General features: G+C 75.3%; 7 protein-coding genes. All 7 read right to left on the bottom strand.

The features are described from left to right. Positions 1 to 7: 7 nt before the first annotated feature. The 7 genes from ACWC94_RS26365 to ACWC94_RS26335 all read right to left on the bottom strand — a co-directional run bounded on the left by ACWC94_RS26365 (position 8) and on the right by ACWC94_RS26335 (position 20179). Positions 8 to 235, bottom strand: coding sequence for an MbtH family protein (locus ACWC94_RS26365; protein WP_450799524.1), 228 nt, complete (start codon positions 233 to 235; stop codon positions 8 to 10). A gap of 468 nt (positions 236 to 703) precedes the next feature. Beyond that, complete coding sequence (locus tag ACWC94_RS26360) at positions 704 to 2599, bottom strand: HAD-IIIC family phosphatase (protein ID WP_450799523.1); 1896 nt, start codon at positions 2597 to 2599, stop codon at positions 704 to 706. After that, positions 2596 to 3753, bottom strand: coding sequence for an acyl-CoA dehydrogenase family protein (locus tag ACWC94_RS26355; RefSeq protein WP_450799522.1), 1158 nt, complete (start codon positions 3751 to 3753; stop codon positions 2596 to 2598). The genes ACWC94_RS26360 and ACWC94_RS26355 overlap by 4 nt, the downstream gene beginning before the upstream one ends. After that, the gene (locus ACWC94_RS26350; protein ID WP_450799521.1) at positions 3750 to 4031 is read right to left on the bottom strand and encodes an acyl carrier protein; all 282 of its coding nucleotides are present in this window, start codon (positions 4029 to 4031) and stop codon (positions 3750 to 3752) included. Before ACWC94_RS26350 ends, ACWC94_RS26355 begins: the two co-directional genes overlap by 4 nt. Further along, the gene (locus ACWC94_RS26345; protein ID WP_450799520.1) at positions 4028 to 5032 is read right to left on the bottom strand and encodes a 3-oxoacyl-ACP synthase; all 1005 of its coding nucleotides are present in this window, start codon (positions 5030 to 5032) and stop codon (positions 4028 to 4030) included. The genes ACWC94_RS26350 and ACWC94_RS26345 overlap by 4 nt, the downstream gene beginning before the upstream one ends. A 1-nt stretch (position 5033) precedes the next feature. Further along, a complete protein-coding gene (locus ACWC94_RS26340) occupies positions 5034 to 12062 on the bottom strand; it encodes an amino acid adenylation domain-containing protein (RefSeq protein ID WP_450799519.1) in 7029 nt (2342 codons plus the stop codon). Positions 12063 to 12076: 14 nt separating this feature from the next. After that, the gene (locus ACWC94_RS26335) at positions 12077 to 20179 is read right to left on the bottom strand and encodes an amino acid adenylation domain-containing protein (protein ID WP_450799518.1); all 8103 of its coding nucleotides are present in this window, start codon (positions 20177 to 20179) and stop codon (positions 12077 to 12079) included. Positions 20180 to 20374 lie beyond the last annotated feature (195 nt).

Below are 20374 nucleotides of genomic sequence, written 5' to 3'. Positions count from 1 at the left end.
CAGCCCGTCAGGAACGGGCCCGCGGCTGCCCCTCCATCGCCTCCACCAGGCTCCTCGGGCGCATGTCGGTCCAGTGTTCCTCGACGTAGTCGAGACAGCGCTGGTGGGTGTCCTCGGGGTGGGCGACCTGCCAGCCCGCGGGCACCTCCGCGAACGAGGGCCACAGGGAGTGCTGGTTCTCGTCATTGACGAGGACCAGGAAGCGGCCGTCGGGATCGTCGAAGGGGTTCTGCACGAGGGAGTCCTTTCGTTCCGGGGCCGAAACGCGGCAGGGCCGGGCGCCCGCCGCCTCTTGTCCGAGGAGGTCTGACCTCAGACTGCCGTCCGCCGAGGCCGGCCACCATGCCTTTAAGCCGGGGCGAAACAACGCAGGCGGGCCGGAGCCCGGGCCGCCGGGAAGGAGCACCGCGCCCATCGCGGGGGACGCCCGGGGGGCAGTCTTCTGCACCCGAAGACTGCAGTTGGCTCTCCTGCCCCGGGGGACCGGCGGAGTTAGGTTCGCTGGGCGGGCCGCGGGAACGCGTCCGCTCACAGTGGTTCACCTCGCAAGGAACGGGAATCGACATGTCTCAAACCCCCAGCTGGAAGCCTTCGAAGGAGCGCCCCCTGTGGCCCTGGGTGGTCGGCCTCATCATCATCGTGGGCATTTGCATCAACGTGGCACTCACTGTCTGAGCGGCCGGGCGGGAGCGGGAGGCGCCCGTCACCGGACGTAGGAATGGAAGCCACGCCCGCCCTTCCGTCCCACATGGCCTTGCCGTACCAGGTCCGCCAGAAGGGTGCAGGGCGTATACCGTTGGTCCTTCGTGCACTCGAGCAGCACGTGCAGGGAGTCCAGCACGGTGTCGAGTCCGATCAGGTCCGCGGTGCGCAGTGGTCCCATCGCGTGCCCGAAACACTCCTGGAAGACGCGGTCCACCGTCTCGGCGTCCGCCGTGCCCTCCTGAAGGACGGTCGCCGCGTCGTTGATCGTGGCCATCAGGACCCGGTTGGAGACGAAACCGGGTGCGTCCTGCACCACGATCGCCTTCTTGCCCAGGGCGGAGAGCAGGTCCAGGGTCCGGCGGAGGGTGTCCTCGGCGGTCTGCGCGCCCCTGATCACCTCGACCGTGTCCTTGATGTGCGCCGGGTTCATGAAGTGCGTGCCGATGACACGGCCGGGACGGCGGGTGACGGCGGCCAGCCGGGCCACGGGGACGGCGGAGGTGCAGGTGGCGAAGACGGTCCCGGGCGGGCAGATGCCGTCGAGCTCACGGAACAGGGCCTCCTTGACGGGAATGTTCTCCCGTACGCACTCGATGACGACATCGGCGCCGGACAGTTCGTCGAGGGCCTCGCTCCAGCGCACCGGTCCGGGCTCCGGACCGTCCGCCCTGCGGGGGCCGCGCAGCAGGCGGGCCAGGCGGACGCCGTCGCGTATCCGCTGCGGGCCGGCGGTCAGCGCCTGCGGGTCGCGGTCCACGACCACGACGCCGAATCCCGCCTCGGAGGCGCACTGAGCGATCCCGGTGCCCATCGTGCCCGCTCCGACGACGCCCACCGTGAGGCGCCGGGCCTCTTCGACGACGACCCGCACCGGCCCGTCCCCGGCGGCCGGCGGCTCCTGGCCCGCGTAGCGCAGCAGGAGCCGCCCGTCCGTCTGCTCGGCCACCTCGAACCCCCCGAACCGGAGGTTCACCAGCATCACGCGGTTGACGTCGGTGGGGACGAACTCCGCGGCGGGACGGCGCCCGGCGGCGAGCGTCTCACGGACCACATGCCCGAGGAAGGCGGGACCGACCCCGCGTGACATCACCCGGCAGGACAGCAGCAGGAGCTTGAGCACACTGGTGTCCCCCTCGTGCTCCACGAGGGCGAGCCCGATGGTGCCGTAGGAGCCGAAACGATCCTCCAGGTCGGCGACCAGCACCTCGTGCCGGGACGACCCGCACAGGGTCCGCAGTTCCTCCAGGTCGTAGGTGCGCCCGGTGGTGTTGAGCTGGTGCGTGCGGACCGTCAGCTCGCGGGCGCGGTGCAGGTCGGCCTCCGCGGCGCGGCGGACGGTGAGCACGAGGCCCAGGGAGGCCAGGAACGCGGCGGGGGCGCCGGTGTGTTCCTGCTGGGCGCGCCGGCGCAGCCACTCGCTGCGGTACAGCAGACGGCGCTCCCCGGCCTCCCGGGTGGGGAAGGCCACCTGGAACTCCGGCAGTCCGGTGAGCCGGCCGGCGTCCTGCGCCGCGTAGCACCGCACCAGGGGCAGTGCCGCGGCCACCTCCGCCCGTTCGACGGGGTCGTTGTCGATGAACGCCACGGTGTCGAGTGCGATGCCGAGGGTGTCGGCGATGCGGCGCACCGCTTCCGACTTGTCGCCCCAGCCGATGTCGAGGACGGTGAACAGTTCCTCCAGGCCGTGCCGGGCCAGGTGAGCGCGGGCGGTGTCATGGTCACCCCGGCTGGCGACGGCGTGCAGGACGCCCCGCCGGTCCAGGGTGCGCAGGGCCTCAACGGCGGCGGGGCGGGGGTCCGCTCCGTCGCCCTCCAGCACCGTACCGTCCCACAGGGTGTCGTCGAGGTCCCACACCAGGCACTTGACGGTGGGAGCCGGCTGCTCGGCGGTCATCGGGTGTCCTCCTCTGTCTGGTTCCCCGGTGCGGCCCCGGGGCGGAAGCCGTACCGGCGCAGGAGCCTGTCGGCGATGTGCAGTTCGGCCACGTGAGCGGAGCCCTCGATGATCTCCATCACCTTGGCGTCCCGGAAGAACCGCCCGGCGGTGCTGTCCGGGGCGCACCCCGCCGAGCCCAGGGTGCTGACCGCTCCCTGACCGGCCGAGCCCGCGGCCCGCGCCGCCGCGTACTTGGCGACGATGGTGGCGGCCACCGCCTCCGGCGACCGCTCCTCGCGCAACCGGGCGGCGCGCAGGCACAGCTGCCGGGCCGCCTCGGTCTCCACGGCGCAGCGGGCCAGTTGCGCGCGGATCAGCTCGTGCTCGGCGAGGCGTACACCGCCCTGACGGCGTGCGACCGCATGGGTGGCGGTGGTCTCCAGGCAGGTCTCGGCCATGCCGACGCATCCCCAGGCGACGGTGAAGCGCCCGTGGTCGAGGGCGGTGGCCACGACGTGCGACAGGCCGAGCCCGGGGCGGGCGACGACGTTGTCGCGGGGCACCCGGACCCCGTCGAAGCGCAGGTGGGCGATGTGGGCCGCGCGCATGCCCAGTTGCCCGGTCACGGGTTCGCGGGTCAGGCCGGGACGGTCCCCGTCGACCAGCACGGCGGTCGGGCGGCCCCCCGTCGTGCCGAGGACCAGGACGTCGTCCGCGCTCTGCCCGAAGGTGACCCACCTCTTGCGGCCGGTCACGACCACGTGGTCGCCGTCCTCGTCGACGGTCGTGCGCACGTGGCCCAGTTCGGTGCCCGCCTCCTCCTCGGTGGCGGCGAACGCGGCGAACCGCTCGCCGGTGGCCAGCCGGGGCACCCAGCGGTCCCGCTGCTGCCGGGTGCCCCAGCGCAGCAGGGCCGCGGCGACCATGTCCTGGACGGTGAGCAGTCCGCGCAGCGCGCTGCACACGCCGCCGATCCGTGCCGCCACCTCGCCCACGTCCTCGGGGGTGCCGCCGAGGCCGCCGTGGGAGGCGGGGATGCCGACGCCCAGCAGCCCGGTGGCGGCCAGTTCCCCGCGGACGTCCGCGGGAAGGGAGCCCCGTGCGTCCCAGTCGGCCGCCCGGTCGCGCACGGACCGGGCGAACGAGGCGGCGGCCCGGGCGGCGGCCGTCACGCGGTCACCCGCGTTCCCCCCGGCGAGGTCTTGCGCCCGACGTACCCGGCGATGCTCGCGGCGGTCCGGAAATTGTCCAGGTGCAGGTCCTCGACCTCGACGACGACGCCGAACCTCTGCTCGACGAAGGTCACGAGCTCCAGGGCGAAGAGCGAATCCACCAGTCCGCGGGCGAAGTAGTCGTCGTCGGGGCCGACTTCCTCCCCCGTGGCGGAGCCGAGGAATTCCAGTATCTCGTCCGTCACCGTCGTCACGGTCTTCTTCTCCTGTGGGGTCATAGGTAGTCGGTCCCGTCTTCCTCGCCGGCCCGCACCAGCAGCAGGCTCCATGCCGCCACCGGGCTCACATTGATCAGTACGACGTGGTCGCCGTCGGAGATCTCCTTGCTCTCCAGGGCGGAATACAGGTTGAGGAGGATGTCGTTGGGGCCCAGGTGGCCGTACTTCCTGAGGTTCTGCCGGCAGGAGGGCAGGATTTCCAGGTCCAGCGCGTCCTCGATGAAGGCGAATCCGCCGGACGAGAGGTTCTGGCTGGCGAACCCGGCCACGTCCCCGCGTCCCAGCCCGTTGCGTTCCAGGAGCCGGCCCAGCAGGTCCCGCAGCCGGTTCCGGGACTCGACGGCCAGCCGGAACGAGTAGGCGGCCGGGTCCCGGCACTCCTCGCGCCACTGGTCGTCGGGCCGGTCCCGGTAGACGACGTGGAAGAGGTCCCAGTAGGCGCCGTTGGACTCCTGCACCATGTCGACGACCGTGACCGGGCCGGTGCGGGACAGCACCAGGGCCTGGCCGCTGTCCCCGTTGACCGTCACGGGGTGGCGGTAGCGCACCGGTGTGGCCGGTTTGCTGGCGTGCGCCACCAGGACGTGCCGCACGTCCTCGTCGGCGGCGAGCAGCCCACGCGCCGCGAACAGCGCGGGGGACACGGACACGCAGCCCAGCCCGCCCACCCCGAAGGTGAGCGCGTGCCGTACCCCCAGCCGCTCCTGGAGCCTGGTCGTCTCGGAGGCGACGAGTCTGCCGGGAGCCCGGGGCTCCACCACGATCAGCGCGTCGACGTCGTCGGGCCCGAGCCCGGCGCCGTCCAGGGCCGTGTGGGAGGCCGCGACGGCCAGAGAGGTGCCGTCCGACTCGTCGTCGACGCACACCGCCTCCACGCCCAGGCCGAGGAGGGACGCGCGTTGCCCCGGGGAGAGGGCCGCGAGTTCGGGGAGGTCCCGTATGGCGGTCCGGGTCGTGGGCAGATGCCAGGCGGCGGAGCGGACGGCCAGCGGCGCACCCATCTCAGCGCTCCCCCGCGAGTTCGGTGAACGCGTCGACGAGGTGATCGGCCAGCTCCTCCACCCGCTGTGCGGGGGTCGTTCCGTCGTGCACGAGGTGGATCACCAGCTCTTCGCCGATCATCATGCTGGACAGTGCGAACGGCACGTACGCCAGCAGCGAGCGGTGCTGGACGACCAGCGGTTCGGAGCGGATCCACACCGGCCCGTCACCGACCTTCAGGGCGTCGCCTCCGGTCGCCGTGTGCTCGACGAGGACCTGCGGCTCGGGCAGGGCACGCAGCCGGTCGGTGACCGGCCCCGCGGGGCTCAGCCGGCGCAGGATCCCGTAGCCGACGCCGTCGTTGGGCACCGCCCGCAGCCGCAGGGCGGCCTCGGGCAGGACCTCGCCGGCGTGCCGCGCGCCGGCCGGGAGGAGGACAGGGAAGGCGTGGGTGAACCAGCCGACCGAACGCGACCGTGGGGCCGGCCGCAGGGTGTTCGGCGTCCCTTCGCCCACCGTCATCAGGTAGGCGTCGGAGCAGCCGGTCCAGCGGCTCCACGCGCAGGCGGCCGCCGTCAGCGCCGCCTCGCGCCCCTCGGCACCGCTCTCCCGCAGCGCCTGCGCCACCCGGTCCCCGCTGAGGGCCCGGCGCACCAGCAGCGGGCCGCCGGGGCGCGGTGCCGGGGCGCCGGGGCGGGCTTGCGGGCCGCCGGCGGCCCGGCCGCCCTGCAGTACCGCGGTCCAGTACGCGGCCTCGCCCGCCACCTCGTCGGAGTCCGCCACGGCGGTCAGGTGCCGGCTCCACGCCCGCCAGGCGCGGCGGTCGCGGGGGTCGCGGGGGTCGGCGGGCGCCCCGGCCCGCTCGCGGAGCGCGGCGTTGAGGTCCTCCAGGAGGGGGACCGCCGAGATGTGGTCGTAGGCGAAGTGGTGGACGACCAGGGTGAGCAGACCGGTGCGGCCGGGGCCTCGGTCGTAGAACCGGGCCCGCAGCATCGAGCCCCGGAAGGGGTCGATGTCGGCGATGAGTTCCTCCTTGTCGGCCTCCAGCACGGGGAGTTCGGCGCCCTCGTCCAGTACCGGCAGCACCTTGACGTCCAGGGGGGCCGGCAGCGACGTCGCGTCGAGGGACTCGATCCGGCGGCCGATGGCGTTGCGGCGGAACCGGAAGCGCAGGGGTTCGTGCAGCTCCAGCAGGCGGTCGAAGGCGGCCCGCAGCGCTTCAGCGCCGACGGCCGGGTCGGTCTCGAGGACCTCGGCGACGACGAAGTCGCGGGCGCCGTCGCGGGCGTTGTCCAGCAGGCCGTGCATCAGCGGCGTCAGCGGCAGCGGCCCGTCGTCCGCCGCGGCCGGCGGCGCGGGGACGGGCGCGGCGGCGTCGGGGCCGGCGGCCGGGGCGCCGGCCGCCAGGTCGCGCAGCACGGGCCGGCTGATGACGTCGTGGGGGGTCAGGGACAGGCCCGCGGCCTCCGCCCGCGCGGCGACGGCCACGCTCAGCACGGAGTCACCGCCGATCGCGAAGAAGTCGTCGTACGGGCCGACGGCGTCGCGGCGCAGGACGTCCGCCCAGATCCCGGCGAGGATCCGCTCGGCCTGCGCGCTGCTCCCCGCGGGCCCCGCCGCCTTCGAGTGGTCCTCTCCCGCCGGTCCGGTGCGGTTCTGCATGCTCATCATCCCCTTGCGATCGGTCTTTCCGCCGGTTGTCCTCGGGAGCCGTCCGTCGTGGGCGACGACGCGAGCGGGCACCATGGGGGCCGGCAGCCGGGCCGCCGCCCAGGCGGTCACCTCCGCGTCCGCCGGGAGGCGGTCACCCGCGACGTGTGCCGTCAGGCGCACGGTCCCGCCGTCGTGCTCCGGGAGGCCGGGGAGGACGACGGCCTCGCGTACGGCCGGGTGTTCGAGCAGGACGCGTTCGATCTCCGCGGGTTCGACGCGGTGTCCGCGGAGCTCCAGCTGGTCGTCGGCGCGGCCGTGGAACCGGAGCGTCCCGTCCGCGGCCAGGCTCGCGAGGTCGCCGGTGCGGTACATGCGCGCGCCCGGACGGGCCGTGAAGGGGTCCGGCAGGAAGCGTGCCGCGGTCCGGGCCGGCAGGCGGTGGTAGCCACGGCCGACGCCCGCACCGCCCAGGTACAGCTCCCCCACCTCGCCGCGCGCGCAGGGGCGTCCGTCCGGTCCGAGCACGTAGGCGGCGGTGTTGTCGATCGGCACGCCGATGCCGGGCGGGTCGGTGTCCGGTCCCGGCAGCACCTCGGACCAGGTCGCCACCACGGCGCACTCCGTGGGTCCGTAGAGATTGAGGACGCGGAAGGGCACGTGCTCCGGCGGGCGGGTGCGCAGCCGGTCCCCGCCGGTGGCCAGGACCCGCAGCGCCAGGTCCGGTACGACGGGGTACTCGCGCAGCACCACGTCGGTGAGGGCGGTGGGCAGACAGGTCACCGTGATCCGGTGTTCCGCCATCCATCGCAGCAGCGCGGCGGGACTGAGCAGGGCGTCGTGCAGGACATGGAGCGTCGCGCCGTGCAGCAGGGCCGCGAGGGTCTCCAGGACGCTGCCGTCGAAGCTGGGGGGCAGTGTCTGCGCGACCTGGTCGGCGGGGCCCAGCCCGGTTCGGGTGCCGTACCACGTCAGCAGGTTGAGCAGGGAGCGGTGTGTGACCTCGCAGCCGTGCGGCCGGCCCGTGGAGCCGGAGGTGAAGGCGACGTAGGCGGGCTCGTCGGGCCCCGGGTCGGCGGGCGGGTCGGCTCGCCCGGACCGCCCGCCGGGCTCGCGCGGCCCGGTCGGCACCTCCCGGGCGCCCGGGCAGGGGGACGCGAGGCCCTCGCCCAGGACGACGACCGGGCAGTCCAGCGGGCCCAGCATGTCCGCGACCCGCGCCTGCGGCAGTGCGGGGTCCACCGGGACGAAGGCGGCGCCGGCCCTGAGGACGCCCAGCCAGCCCACCAGGAGCTCGGCGCCGCGGGCGGCCTTGACCGGGACCGTGCTCCCGGGCCGGGTGCCGGCGGCGTGGAGCCGCCGGGCGAGCCGGCCGGCCCGGGCGTCGATCTCCGCGTAGGTGTGGGTCTCGCCCGTGAGGTCGTCGACGATCGCGGGTCGGTCGGGATCCTCGGCGGCCCGGCGCGCGACGGCCGCGTGCACGGGCTCCGCCGGCAGCGGCCGTTCGGCTCCCCGCAGCACCGCGGTGGCCGGGGCCGCCGGCGCCGCGGGAGCCAGGTCGGCCACCTTCCGGTCGGGGTCGGCCATGGCCGCGCCGACCAGGTCCTGGAAGGAGCGTGCCAGTTCCTGCATCGTCGAGCGGTCGAACAGGTCGACGGCGTACTCCAGGTAGCCGACCATCGGGCCGCCGTCCTCGTCGTTCACGCCGATGGTCAGGTCGACCTTGGAGGTGCCGGGGGCGATGCCGCCGAAGGTGCCGCTGCCCGGGGAGGCGGTGAGCCCGTCCAGCGCCTCGGAATGGGCGGCGGTGTTCTGGTGGGTGTAGGCGACGGTGTACAGCGGGTGCCGGGCGGGGTCCCGCTTCGGCCGGAGGTCGGAAACAATCTTGCCGAAGGGAACCTCCTCGTGGTCGAGCACACCGGTGACGGTCCGCGCGCAGCGGTGGACGAGTTCACGGAACGTCAGTGCGCCCTCGACCCGGGTGCGGAACGGCAGCACGTTGTTGAAGTAGCCGATCAGGTCGTGGGTGTCCGGGTGGTAGCGGCCCGAGGTGGCCGCGCCGACCACCACGTCCTCCTGGCCGGCCCACAGGTGCAGCAGGGCGTCGACCACGGCGAGCAGGGTGACGAAGGTCGTCACGCCCTCCCGCCCGCTGAAGTCGCGCAGCCGTCGGCCCTGTTCCGGCGGGAGCTCGAAGCGCAGCAGGTCACCGGCGTGGGACTGGACCGCCGGCCGGGGCCGGTCGAGGGGGAGTTCGGCGGGCCGCAGGCCGGCCAGCTGACCGCGCCACCAGCGCAGGCCGTTCTCCAGCCGGTCGCCGTCGAGCCGGGACCGCTGCCAGGCGGCGAAGTCGCCGTACCCCACGCGCAGTTCCGGCAGGCTCGGGGTTCCTCCGGTCCTGCGCGCGGCGTAACAGGCGGCGAGGTCACGGAAGAAGACCACGGGCGACCAGCCGTCGAAGACGATGTGGTGCCAGGTGACGAGGAAGACGTGGTCCTCCTCGGCCTGTTTGACCAGCGTGGTGCGCAGCAGCGGTCCGGTCGCGAGGTCGAAGTGCGCCCGGGCCTGCGCCCGTACGAGGCCGCGGACCTCGTGTTCCGGATCGGGCAGGGCGCTGACGTCGATGACGTCCAGGTCGGGGTACGGGGCGTCGTGGCGTACGGACGGAACGCCGCGCTCCTCCTCGATCCGGGTGCGCAGCACGGCGTGCCGTGCCACCACGTCGTGCAGGGCCGCGCGCAGGGCGGCCACGTCCAGGGGGCCGGAGTAGCGGATGTCACCGGGGATGTTGTAGAGCGGGCCGGGCGGCGCGAGCTTGTCCAGGTACCACAGCTGTTCCTGGTTGTACGACAGCGGGATCCGGGTCCCGGCGGGCAGGACGGGGACGGGCCCGTCCGCCCAGGCCCCTTCCTCCGCGCGCCGACGGCCGATCAGCGCGGCCATCTCACGGACGGTGCGGTGCCGGTAGAGGTCGTCGAAGGTGAGCCGGACCCCGAAGCGCGCCCCGGCCTCCCTGAAGAGGGTGATGCCCGCCAGGGAGTTGCCCCCGAGGTCGAAGTAGTCCGATCCCGGTCCCACGCCCGGGTCCTTCAGGACGCGGGACCACAGGTCGGCGACGGCCCGTTCGAGATCGGCGGGGTCCTCCGCCGCCGGCCGGGGGGAGACGGCCGGCGCGGGGGCCTGTCGGGCGGGCCGGGTGGCGGCCGGCGCCGCGTGCCAGCAGGAGACGGACTCGAAGGGGTAGGTGGGGAGTTCGGCGCGCGGGATCCGGCGCCCCGCGTAGTACCGCTCCCAGTCGATCCCGGCGCCCCGCTCGTACAGCCCGGCGAGCGCCGTCAGCACGCCGTCGCGACCGGTGCCGCCGATCAGCGGCACGACGGTCAGCTCGGGGGCCAGGTCCCGGATCCTTCGGGTCAGGGCCCCGTCCCGCCCCAGTTCGACGAGGAGCGCCCCGTCGCGGACGAAGTCCTTGACCGCACGGCGCAGCCCCCGGTCGTCGACGTGGTCGCTGAGCTGGGTGCCGGCCGCCTCCCGCAGGGCGTCCGCGGCGGCCGTCCGGCCCCGGGCCACCCGTACGGCGAGGTTGCCCGGGCCGGCCCCCACGAGTCGACCGGTGTCCAGGCCGAGCGACTCGGCCAGCCGGTACAGGGCGAGCTGACGCACCATCAGTTCTGTGGCCCCGGCGGGACGGTCCGCCCGTGCGCCGAAGGAGTCCTCCGCCGTCGCCAGTGGGGGGAGTTCGTCCCGCAGCCGGTGCCAGAACGCCTGGTCCTGGCCCGGGGCCGCCCCGACGTCGCCGTCACCGGAGAACAGCAGGACCACCGGTGCGGCGGATGCCGGGTGTTCCGGACCGGCCGGGGTGCGCAGCGCGGCCAGCAGGGCGGGCACGTCGGGCACGGTGAACGCGCGTCGGTGCGGATGGTCGTCACGCCCCCGGTTGAGCGCGTGGGCGACCGTGGCCAGGTCCAGGTCGGTGCCGGCCAGGAAGCCGGCGAGGAGCTCCGCCCGGCGGTCCAGGGCAGCGGCCGAGGCGGCGGACACCGTGACGAGTTCGGTGCCCCGGGGCCTCGGTCCGTCGTCCCCCCGGCGGTCGGGTGCCTCCTCGACGACCACGTGCACGTTGGTCCCGGTCAGGCCGAACGAGCTCAGCCCGGCCCGGCGCGGCAGGCCGTCGCCCGGCGGGTCCCAGGGCCGTGGCTCGGTGGCCACGCGGAGCGGCCCCTGCGGACCGAGCGCGGCGTTGGGGGTGCGGAAGCCGGCGGTCGGGTAGATCGTGGCGTGGCGCAGGCCGGCGAGCACCTTGCACAGGCCCGCCATACCGGAGGCGTGGTCCAGGTGCCCGACGTTGCCCTTGACGGCCCCGATCCAGCGCTGTCCGGACGGCCCGCGGGGTGCGCCGGCGGCCTCCAGGGCCATCCGCAAGCCCCCCGCCTCGATCATGTCGCCGAGCGGCGTGCCCGAGCCGTGGCACTCGAAGTACCCCGCGGTGCCGAGGGGGACGCCCGCGTCCTGCCAGGCGGCGCCGATCACCTCGGCCTGCGCCTCCTTGCTGGGGGCGCTCATGCTGGCGGCGCGGTAGCCGTTGTGGTTGACGGCGACACCGCGCACCACGGCGTGGATCACGTCGTGGTCGGCGACGGCCTGGGACAACCGCTTGAGGACGACGATCCCGCCGCCCTCTCCCCCGGCCGTGCCGTCGGCCTCCGCGTCGAAGGGGCGGCACACTCCGCCGGGCGACTCGATGCCCGGCAGCGGGTCGTGCCCGGCCCGCGGTCGCAGCAGCGTCTGGACGCTCACGCCGCCGGCCACGGCCAGGTCGGCCCGGCCCTCGCGGAGTTCGGTGACGGCGCCGGCGAGGGCGGCCAGGCTGCCGCTGCACGCGGTGTCCACGACGAGGACCGGGCCGGTCAGGTCGAGGAGGTAGGCGACGCGGGCGGAGATCGCGGACGGCAGGGTGCCGAGGATCTGCCGGGGGTCGTCGTCGTGCAGGAGGTCCGCGTAGCGCGGGTCGGGTGCGCTGAGCACCACCGCCGTCCGGGTGCCCCGCAGGGCACCCGGGGCGTAACAGGCGTGCTCGACGGCCTGGTGCACCAGGTGGAGGACGAGGCGCTGGTGCGGGTCCATCAGGTCCGCCTCGCGCCGTGACAGTCCGAAGAAGTGGTGGTCGAAGAGGTCGATCCGGTCGAGGTAGGCGGAGGGCGCGTAGGCCACGGCGGGGTCGCCGCCCGCGTGGCGCACCCGCTCCGGCCCGGGGTCGCCGAAGGCGACCTGCCCGGTGCGCAGGTTCTCGTGCAGCGCGCCGAGGTCTTCGGCCCCGGGCAGGGCGAAGGCCACCCCGATGATCGCGACCGCTTCCCGCCGTGTCCCGCCCGTGCCGGTCCCGTCGGCCCTGTCGCCCATGTCGTCGCCTCGCCTCACAGTACGTAGTCGTTTCCGTCGTCGTCGGCCGGGCCCCCGGTGCGTTCCGCCAGGAGGCGGGCCATCGCCTCGACCGTCGGACGGTCCAGAAGGGCGGCCACCGGGATCTCGGTCCCGCCGAGGGCGCCCAGCCGTCCCGCGAGTTCCAGCAGCGTCAGTGAGGAGCCGCCGGCCTCGAAGAACTTCTCGCGCGCCCCGATCTCCTGCGGGCCGCGGTCCAGGAGGTCGGCCCAGAGCGCGGCCACGGCCCGTTCGGCGGCGGTGCGCGGGGCCGGGCCGGTGTCCTCGCGCGGCACCGGGGCGGCTGCCAGCGCCTGCCGGTCGACCTTGCCGCGGGAGGTGAGCGGCAGGGCCTCGACGAGCCCGATGGCGGAGGGCACCAGGTGTGCGGGCAGCCGGTCCGTCAGATGGGCGCGGATCGCCGCCGCCGTGGGCACGGGCCCGCCGGGCGCGGGCACGATGCGGGCCGTGAGCCGCCGTCGCTGCTGCGTCCCGACGGCGACCACGGCGGCCTGCGCCACACCGGGGTGCGCCCGGAGCACCGCCTCCACCTCTCCGGGCTCGACGCGGAACCCCCTCACCTTGACCTGGTCGTCACTGCGGCCGAGGAAGCGCAGAGCGCCGTCGGGCTCCCGGACGACCACGTCGCCGGTGCGGTACATGCGGCTGCCGGGCGGCCCGTACGGACAGGCGACGAACCGGCCGGCGGTCAGTGCGGGGCGGCCCGGGTAGCCACGGGCCAGGCCGGGTCCGGCCAGGTGGAGTTCGCCGGGGACGCCGGGCGGCACCCGGCGCAGCCGGCGGTCCAGCACCAGGGCGCGCATGCCGGGGACCGGGGAGCCGATCGGGGGCTCCCGGTCGCCGTCGAGGCGGCTGCTGACGGTGGCGCACACGGTGGCCTCGGTCGGCCCGTAGGCGTTGAACATCCGCCGGCCGGCGGCCCAGCGGCCGGCGACCTCCGCCGGGCAGCGCTCCCCCGCCACGTGGAGCACGAGGCCGGTGGGCAGGCCGTCCGGGGGCAGGACGGCGAGCACGGCCGGGGGCAGCGTGACGTGGGTGACGCCGTACTCGGTGACGGTACGGACCAGTTCCGGCCCGGGCAGCAGCCGCTCGGCCGGCACGGTGACCAGCGCCGCCCCGGTGAACAGGGCCATGGACAGCTCCCAGAACGCCGCGTCGAAACTCACCGAGGCGAACTGCAGGACCCGGTCGCCGGGGCCTGGGCCGGCCGCGCCGCACGCTCCGGCGAGCATCCCGGTCAGGCCCTGGTGGGTCACGGCCGTGGCCTTCGGCCGTCCCGTCGAACCCGACGTGTAGATCACGTACGCCGCGTTGCCGGGCCGGATCCGGGGCCGGGGGGCTGTTCGGCCGGGCTCCTGGTGCGGTTGCCCGTCCACGGCCACGACCGGGAGTCCCGCGGGGCACCACGCCGGGACGGTGGCGTCACCGGTGACCAGGACCGCCGCGCCCGCGTCGACCAGCATCCAGGCCAGGCGCGCGGCCGGCAGGGCCGGGTCCAGCGGCAGGCACACGCCGCCGGCCTTGAGGACCGCCAGGACCGCGACGGCCAGGCCGGGGCCGCGGGGCACCGCGACACCGACGACGGTCTCGGCCCCCACCCCGTGCTGCCGCAGGAGACGGGCCAGCCCGTCGGTGCGCGCGTCCAGTTCCGCGTAGGTGACCTCGCCCCCGGTGCCGACGACGGCCGTCGCGGCGGAGGTCCGCGCCACCTGCTCCGCGAACAGCTCGTGGGCGCACCGGGGTTCGGGCGCACCGGGCGTCGCGGCGCCGTCCGGTCCGGGAGGCAGGGCCACGTCGCACACCGGGCCGTCGGGTACGGCGGCCAGGGCGGTGAGCAGCCCGCGCAACTGGCCGGCCAGCCGCAGCGTGTCCTCCTCGTCGTACAGCCCGGGGTCGTACCGCATCTCGAAGACCAGGTCAGTGGTGGTGTAGACGAGGAGGGACAGGGGGTAGTGGGTGGAGTTGCCGGTCTCCAGGGCGGTGACCCGCAGTCCGTCCGACGCGACGGAGCCGGGCTCGACGGGGACGTTGTCGAAGGCGACCGCGGTGTGGAACAGGCTGGTCCCCGGGGGCAGGCCGGCGTTGGCCGCCTGGTTCGGCAGCGGGAACGCGTCGTGCTGCCGGGCCCGCGCCTGCTCGGCCTGCAGGGTGCGCAGCCAGTCCAGGACCCGGGCGTCCTCGTCGACGCGCACCCGCACCGGGAGGGTGTTGATCAGCAGCCCGATGACGGACTCCGCGCCGGCCAGCTCCGGGCTCCGGTGGGAGACGGTGGCGCCGAAGACCACGTCGTCGGTGTCGCCGTGCCGGGCCAGCAGCAGCGCCCACGCCGCCTGGACGAAGGTGTTGACGGTCAGGCCGTGGCGGCGCGCGGCGTCGCGCAGCCGGCGGTGTCCGGGCCCTGAGAGGGTGACCGTGCGGGCGGCGGAGGGCCGTGGGCGGTGGCCGACCGCGGGCGTCCGCCCGTACGGCAGCGGCGTCGGGCCGGGGAAGCCCTCCAGGGCGGCCCGCCAGAAGGCACGGTCACCGGCGTCGTCGCGGGCGGCCAGCCAGTGGACGTAGTCCCCGAAGGGCCGGCGCGGCGGCAGGACGGGCTCGCGGTCGCGGGCCAGTGCCGCGTACGCGGTGAAGACGTCGGACAGCACCTCGGCGATGCTCCAGCCGTCGACGAACAGGTGGTGGCAGCTCCACACCACCTGGACCTCGTCGTCGGTCAGGCGGGCGACGGCCAGCCGCAGCGGGACGTCGCGGCGGGGGTCGCACTCCTCGGCCCGGACCTCCTCCAGCAGACGCTCCAGCAGCGCGCCCCGCGCCCCGGTGGGGACGTGCCGCCAGTCGCGGTGGGCCACGGGAACGGTGAAGGCCGGGCGGACGGTCTGGACGTGCCGCCCGGTGCCGTCCCTGCCGACCAGGCTGCGCAGGGCGGGCGTACGGTCGACGACCTCCTGCCAGGCACGGGCCAGGGTGTACGGATCGGTGACTCCGGTGATCGTCACGACCACCCGCCGGGCGTAGACGTCGCTGCCGTCACCGGCCAGGGAGTGGAACAGCAGCCCGGCCTGCAGCGCGGTGAGGGGGTATGTCGCGGCGGCCGGCTCGGCCGGGCCGGTGTCCGGCCGCGCGCAGGTCGCGGGCCGGGCGGGCGGACGGCCGGTGTACGTCCGGGCCAGCGCACGGACGGTGCGGCGCAGGAAGACGTCCTCGGGGGTGCAGGCGAACCCCTCCGCGCGGGCCCGGGCGACGAGCCGCACGCTGGTGATCGAGTCGCCGCCGAGGGCAAAGAAGTCGTCCTCGACGCCCACGCGTTCGGTCTCCAGGACCTCCTGCCACACAGCGGCGAGCGCCTCCTCCTGCGGTGTCCCCGGCGGGACGTACGCGGTTTCCGCGTCCCGCCGCCCGTCAGGGGCCGGCAGGGCCCCGCCGTCCACCTTCCCGCTGGCGTTCAGCGGGAGGGCGTCGAGCGGCACGAACGCCGAGGGGATCAGGTAGGGCGGCAGCAGGCCGGCCAGGAAGCGGCGCAGCCCGGCGCCGTCCGGGGCACGGGTGCCCGGGCGGGCGACGATGTGGGCGACCAGCCGTGGGCCGTCCCCCGGTCCGTCGTCGCGCGTGGTCACGACGGCCTCGGCGACGTCGGGGTGCCGGAGCAGGGCCGCGGTCGCCTCCGCGGGTTCCACGCGGTACCCGCGGATCTTCACCTGGTGGTCCGCGCGGCCGAGGAACTCCAACGTGCCGTCGGACCGCCGGCGCACCAGGTCGCCGGTGCGGTACATGCGGTCGCCGGGGCGGCCCCAGGGGTCGGCCACGAACCGTGCGGCGGTGTCCGCGGGGCGCCCGTGGTAGCCGCGGGCCAGTCCGGCGCCGGCGATGTGCAGTTCGCCCGTCACCCCGGTCGGCACCGGGCGCAGTCTCGCGTCCAGGACGTAGTGCCGCACGCCGCGCACGGGTGCGCCGATGGGCAGCGGGCGGCGGGGCCCGGGGACGTGGCCGCGCGGCATCAGGTGGGCCGTCGAGCACATGGTCGTCTCGGTCGGCCCGTAGAGGTTGGCGAAGGGGTGGGTGGCCAGCCAGGCGGCGGCGGTCCCGGGGGGACACACGTCCGCGGCGGAGCAGACGCGTTCGAGTCCCGGCAGGTCGGCGGGGTCGAGGAGGCCGAGGAGCGCGGGCGGGAGCATGAGCACGGTGACCCGGTCCTGCCGGATCCGCTCGGTCAGCCGGGCCGGGTCGGCGGCCGCGCCCGGCGGGGTCATGCAGACGGTCGCGCCGTTCATCAGGGGCATGAGCACCTGCCAGATGCCGCCGTCGAAGCCGAAGGAGAGGTGCTGTGCCATGCGGGCGCCCGGGCGCAGCCCCAGGGAGTGCCGGCTGTCGGCGGCCAGGTTGCACAGCGCCGCGTGCCGCACCGCCACGCCTTTGGGGCGGCCGGTGGATCCCGAGGTGTAGACCACGTAGGCGAGGTTGTCGGGGTGCACCGGCACGTCGGGCGGGGTGGGCGGGCAGCGGTCGACGGCCGCCTTGTCGGGCTCGCGGTCCACGCACACCACGACGACGGCGGCGTCTTCGGGGAGCAGGGGGAGGTGGCGCTCGTGGGCGAGTACCACCCGCGGCGCGGCGTCGGCGACCATGCGGCCCAGCCGTTCCGCGGGCTGGGCCGGGTCCAGGGGGACGAACGCCGCGCCGGTCCTGAGGACGGCGAGCGCGGCGACGACGAGGTCGGCGCCTCGGTCCAGGCACAGCCCGACGAGGTCCTCGGGGCCGGCGCCGCACGCGGCCAGGTGGTGGGCGAGCCGGTTGGCCCGGCTGTCCAGCCCGGCATAGTCGATCGCGGTTCCGTCGCCGGTCAGGGCCGTGGCGTGGGGGGCGCGCCGGGCGTGCGCGGCGATCGTCTCGTGGACGAGGCCGTCGGTGACGGGGTCCCCGGTGGCGTTCCAGTCCGTCAGCAGCCGGTCGCGTTCGGCGCCGGGCAGCAGTTCGAGCCGCGCCAGGCGGAGTCCGGGGTCCTCGGACACGGCGGCCAGCAGGGTGGTCAGCCGGGCGGCCATCGCCTCGGCGGTTGCCCGGTCGAACAGGTCCGTGGCGTAGCGGAGTTCGGTGTCCAGGCCGTCGCCGGTGTCCTGGAACTCGACGGTGAGCTCGAAGGCGGCGCCGACGGCGGGGAAGCCGGTCTCGGTGACGGACAGCCCGTGGAAGTGCCGTTCTCGTGCGGGTGCGTTGCGCATCAGCACCAGGGCCGGGACCAGCGGGGTGCGGCCCGCCTCGCGTACCGGTGCCAGGTCCTCCACGAGCCGGTCGAACGGCAGCTCGTCGTGGGCCACCGCGTCCAGCACCGCCTCGCGGACCCGGCCGAGCAGCGCGGTGAAGGGCAGGTCCTCGTCCACGGTCGCCCGTATCACGACGGTGTTGACGAAGAAGCCGACGAGGTCGTCGAGGGCGGCGTGGTCCCGGCCCGAGGTCACGGTGCCCAGGGCGACGTCCCGTTGCCCGGTGTGCCGGGCGAAGAAGGTGTGGCAGGCGGCGAGGAGGGTGGTGAACAGGGTGGTGCCGTGTGCGTGGCCGATCCGTCGCAGCCGTTCGGCCACGTCGCCCGGGACGCGGGTGCGGACCACGTCGGCGGCGCCCGCGGCGGTCGTGGTCCTCGTCCGGTCCGCCGGCAGCGCCAGGGGGATCACTCCGGCGAGCCGCTCGCGCCAGTGCTCGCGCAGCTCGCGGTCACGGCCGCCGGCGAGTCCCCGCCGTCGCCAGACGCTGTAGTCGGCGTAGCGGACGGGCAGGGCCGGGAGGTCCGCCGGGGTGCCGGTCGCCACGGCCGTGTAGTGCGCGCCCAGTTCGGCGGCCATCACCTCGTACGACCAGTCGTCGGTGACGATGTGGTGGGCGGCCAGGACGAGTACGTGCTCGGTGTCGGACAGCCGGACCAGCCGGGCCCGCAGCAGCGGTCCCCGCTCCAGGTCGAAGAGGCGCCCCGCCTCTTCGCGCAGCAGCCGCTGCACCTCCTGCTCGCGGCCCGGCTCCGGCAGGGCCGCGAGGTCGGTGTGCTCGGCGGCCATGGGGAACGGCGGGTGCACGACCTGCAGGGCGCGGCCGTCGGCGGTCTCGAAGGTCGTGCGCAGCGCTTCCTGGCGGGCCACGAGCCGGGTGAGGGCCTCGTCGAGGGCGCCGGGGTCCAGGTCGCCGGTGAGGCGCAGGGCGCAGCCGGTGGTGTACTGCGGCCCGGGGGCGTAGGCGTGCAGGAACCAGAGCCGGTGCTGGGTGGGGGCCAGGGGCAGGGTGCGGCGTCCCGCCGCGGCTCCCGCCATCCCGTGGTCCGGCCCGCCGGTGCCCAGGGGCGGGAAGTCCTCGGCGGCCCGGGCCAGGGCGGCCACGGTGCGGTGGTCGAACAGGGCCCGTACGGGCAGGTCGGCGCCCAGGGCGGTGCGTGCCCGGACGACGGCCTGCATGGCGAGCACCGAGTCGCCGCCCAGCGCGATGAAGTCGTCGTGCACGCCGACGCCGGGCACGCCGAGGACGTCCGCCCAGATGGCGGCGAGCAGGCGTTCGGCGTCGGTGCGCGGTGTGCCGTGCCCGCTGTCCGCCGGGTCGGGGCGCGACGGCCCGGGCAGGGCCGCGCGGTCCACCTTGCCGCCCGGCAGCACCGGCAGCCGGTCGAGGGGAACGAGCACCGAGGGCACCATGTGGTCCGGGAGCTGCCGGGCGAGGACGGCGCGCACCTCGGCGAGGTCGGGCAGTCCCGGCCCGGCCGGCACCACATGGCCCACGAGGCGGCCGGCCCGCACGGTCACCGCGGCGGCGGCCACGCCGGGATGACGCACCAGCGCGTTCTCGACCTCTCCGGTCTCCACCCGGAAGCCCCGGACCTTGACCTGCTCGTCCCGGCGGCCGAGGAACTCCAGCACGCCGTCCGGCCGTCGGCGGGCCAGGTCCCCGGTGCGGTAGAGGCGGCGGCCGGGCGTGTCCGGGTCCGGCACGAAGCGCTCCGCGGTGGTGCGGGGGCGCCGGTGGTAGCCGCGGACCACGCCGTCGCCGCCGACCCACAGTTCGCCCGGCCGCCCGTCGGGGACCGGCCTCATACGGTCGTCGAGGACGTGCACGGCGGCTCCGGGTACCGGGGTGCCCAGGGGCACGAGGGGGCCGTCCGGCACCTGGCCGGCGCGCAGCACGTACGCGCAGGTGTCGATGGTCGTCTCGGTGGCCCCGTAGGCGTTGACCACGGTGGTGTCCGGGTGCACCAGGGACAGCAGCTCCCGGCAGTCCTCGGCGAGCCACGCCTCCGAGCCGACCGACAGGAGGCGGAGCGGCGGCAGGGTACGGTGGCGGGCCGCCGCCTCCCGGGCCAGGGCCTTGGCGAGGCTCGGCACCAGCTCCATGGCGTCGCCGCCCGTCTCGTCCAGGAGGCGCAACAGCAGCGCCGGGTCGGTGACGGCCTCCCGGGGCGCGATGACGATCGAGCCGCCGGCGAAGACCGAACGCAGCAGGTCGGCCATGAACAGGTCGACCGAGAGGCTGCTGACCGACAGGAAGCGCAGCCGGGCCCTGCTCAGTCCGTGGAGTTCCTCCCAGGCCGTCTGGACGGCGCTCAGGTTGCGGTGCTCCACCACGACGCCCTTGGGGGTGCCCGTCGAGCCGGAGGTGTACATCAGGTAGGCGGCGGTGTCCGGGCCGATCGCCACGGTGCCGCGGTCGAAGCCGTCCTGCTCGCCCGGTTCCCCGGACGCCTCCTCGACACAAAGCACGTCGGGCCCGCCGCTGAACAGCCGTCGTGCGAGGGGAGCGGTGGTGAGGACGAGCGGCACGCCGGAGTCGGCGGTCATCCATGCCAGCCGATCGTGCGGGTAGGCCGGGTCGAGAGGGACGAACGCCCCGCCGGAGCGCAGTACGGCGAGGACACCGACGGCCATGTGCACGCCGCGGTCCACACACAGCCCCACCAGTGTCTCCGGCCCGACGCCTCGCCCGGTCAGACGCCGCGCGAGCCGGGCCGAACGGCGGTCCAGCTCGGCGAAGGTGAGCCGCTGGGCGCCGGAGACGACGGCGGTCGCCTCCGGGGTACGGGCGACCTGTGCGGCGAAGAGGTCGAGAACGGTCATGCCCGCCCCCGGTCCCGCCGCGTCGTCCCGGCGTCGAGGAAGGCGGCGAGGAAGGTCGGATCGGGCGACTGGCCGCGACGGAGCCGGGCGGTGGTTTCGTCGAGCACGTTCATCCGGTACCTGGATCTCCTGGGACGGGGCGTGGTCGGACGGTCGGGGCCGGAGCCCCACCGCTGATCCGCCGGTGGCTGCCGG

The sequence above is a fragment of the Streptomyces sp. NPDC001135 genome (assembly GCF_053598395.1).
Note: the sequence above shows the minus strand (reverse complement) of the source record. Positions and strands in the feature narration are given on the sequence as shown.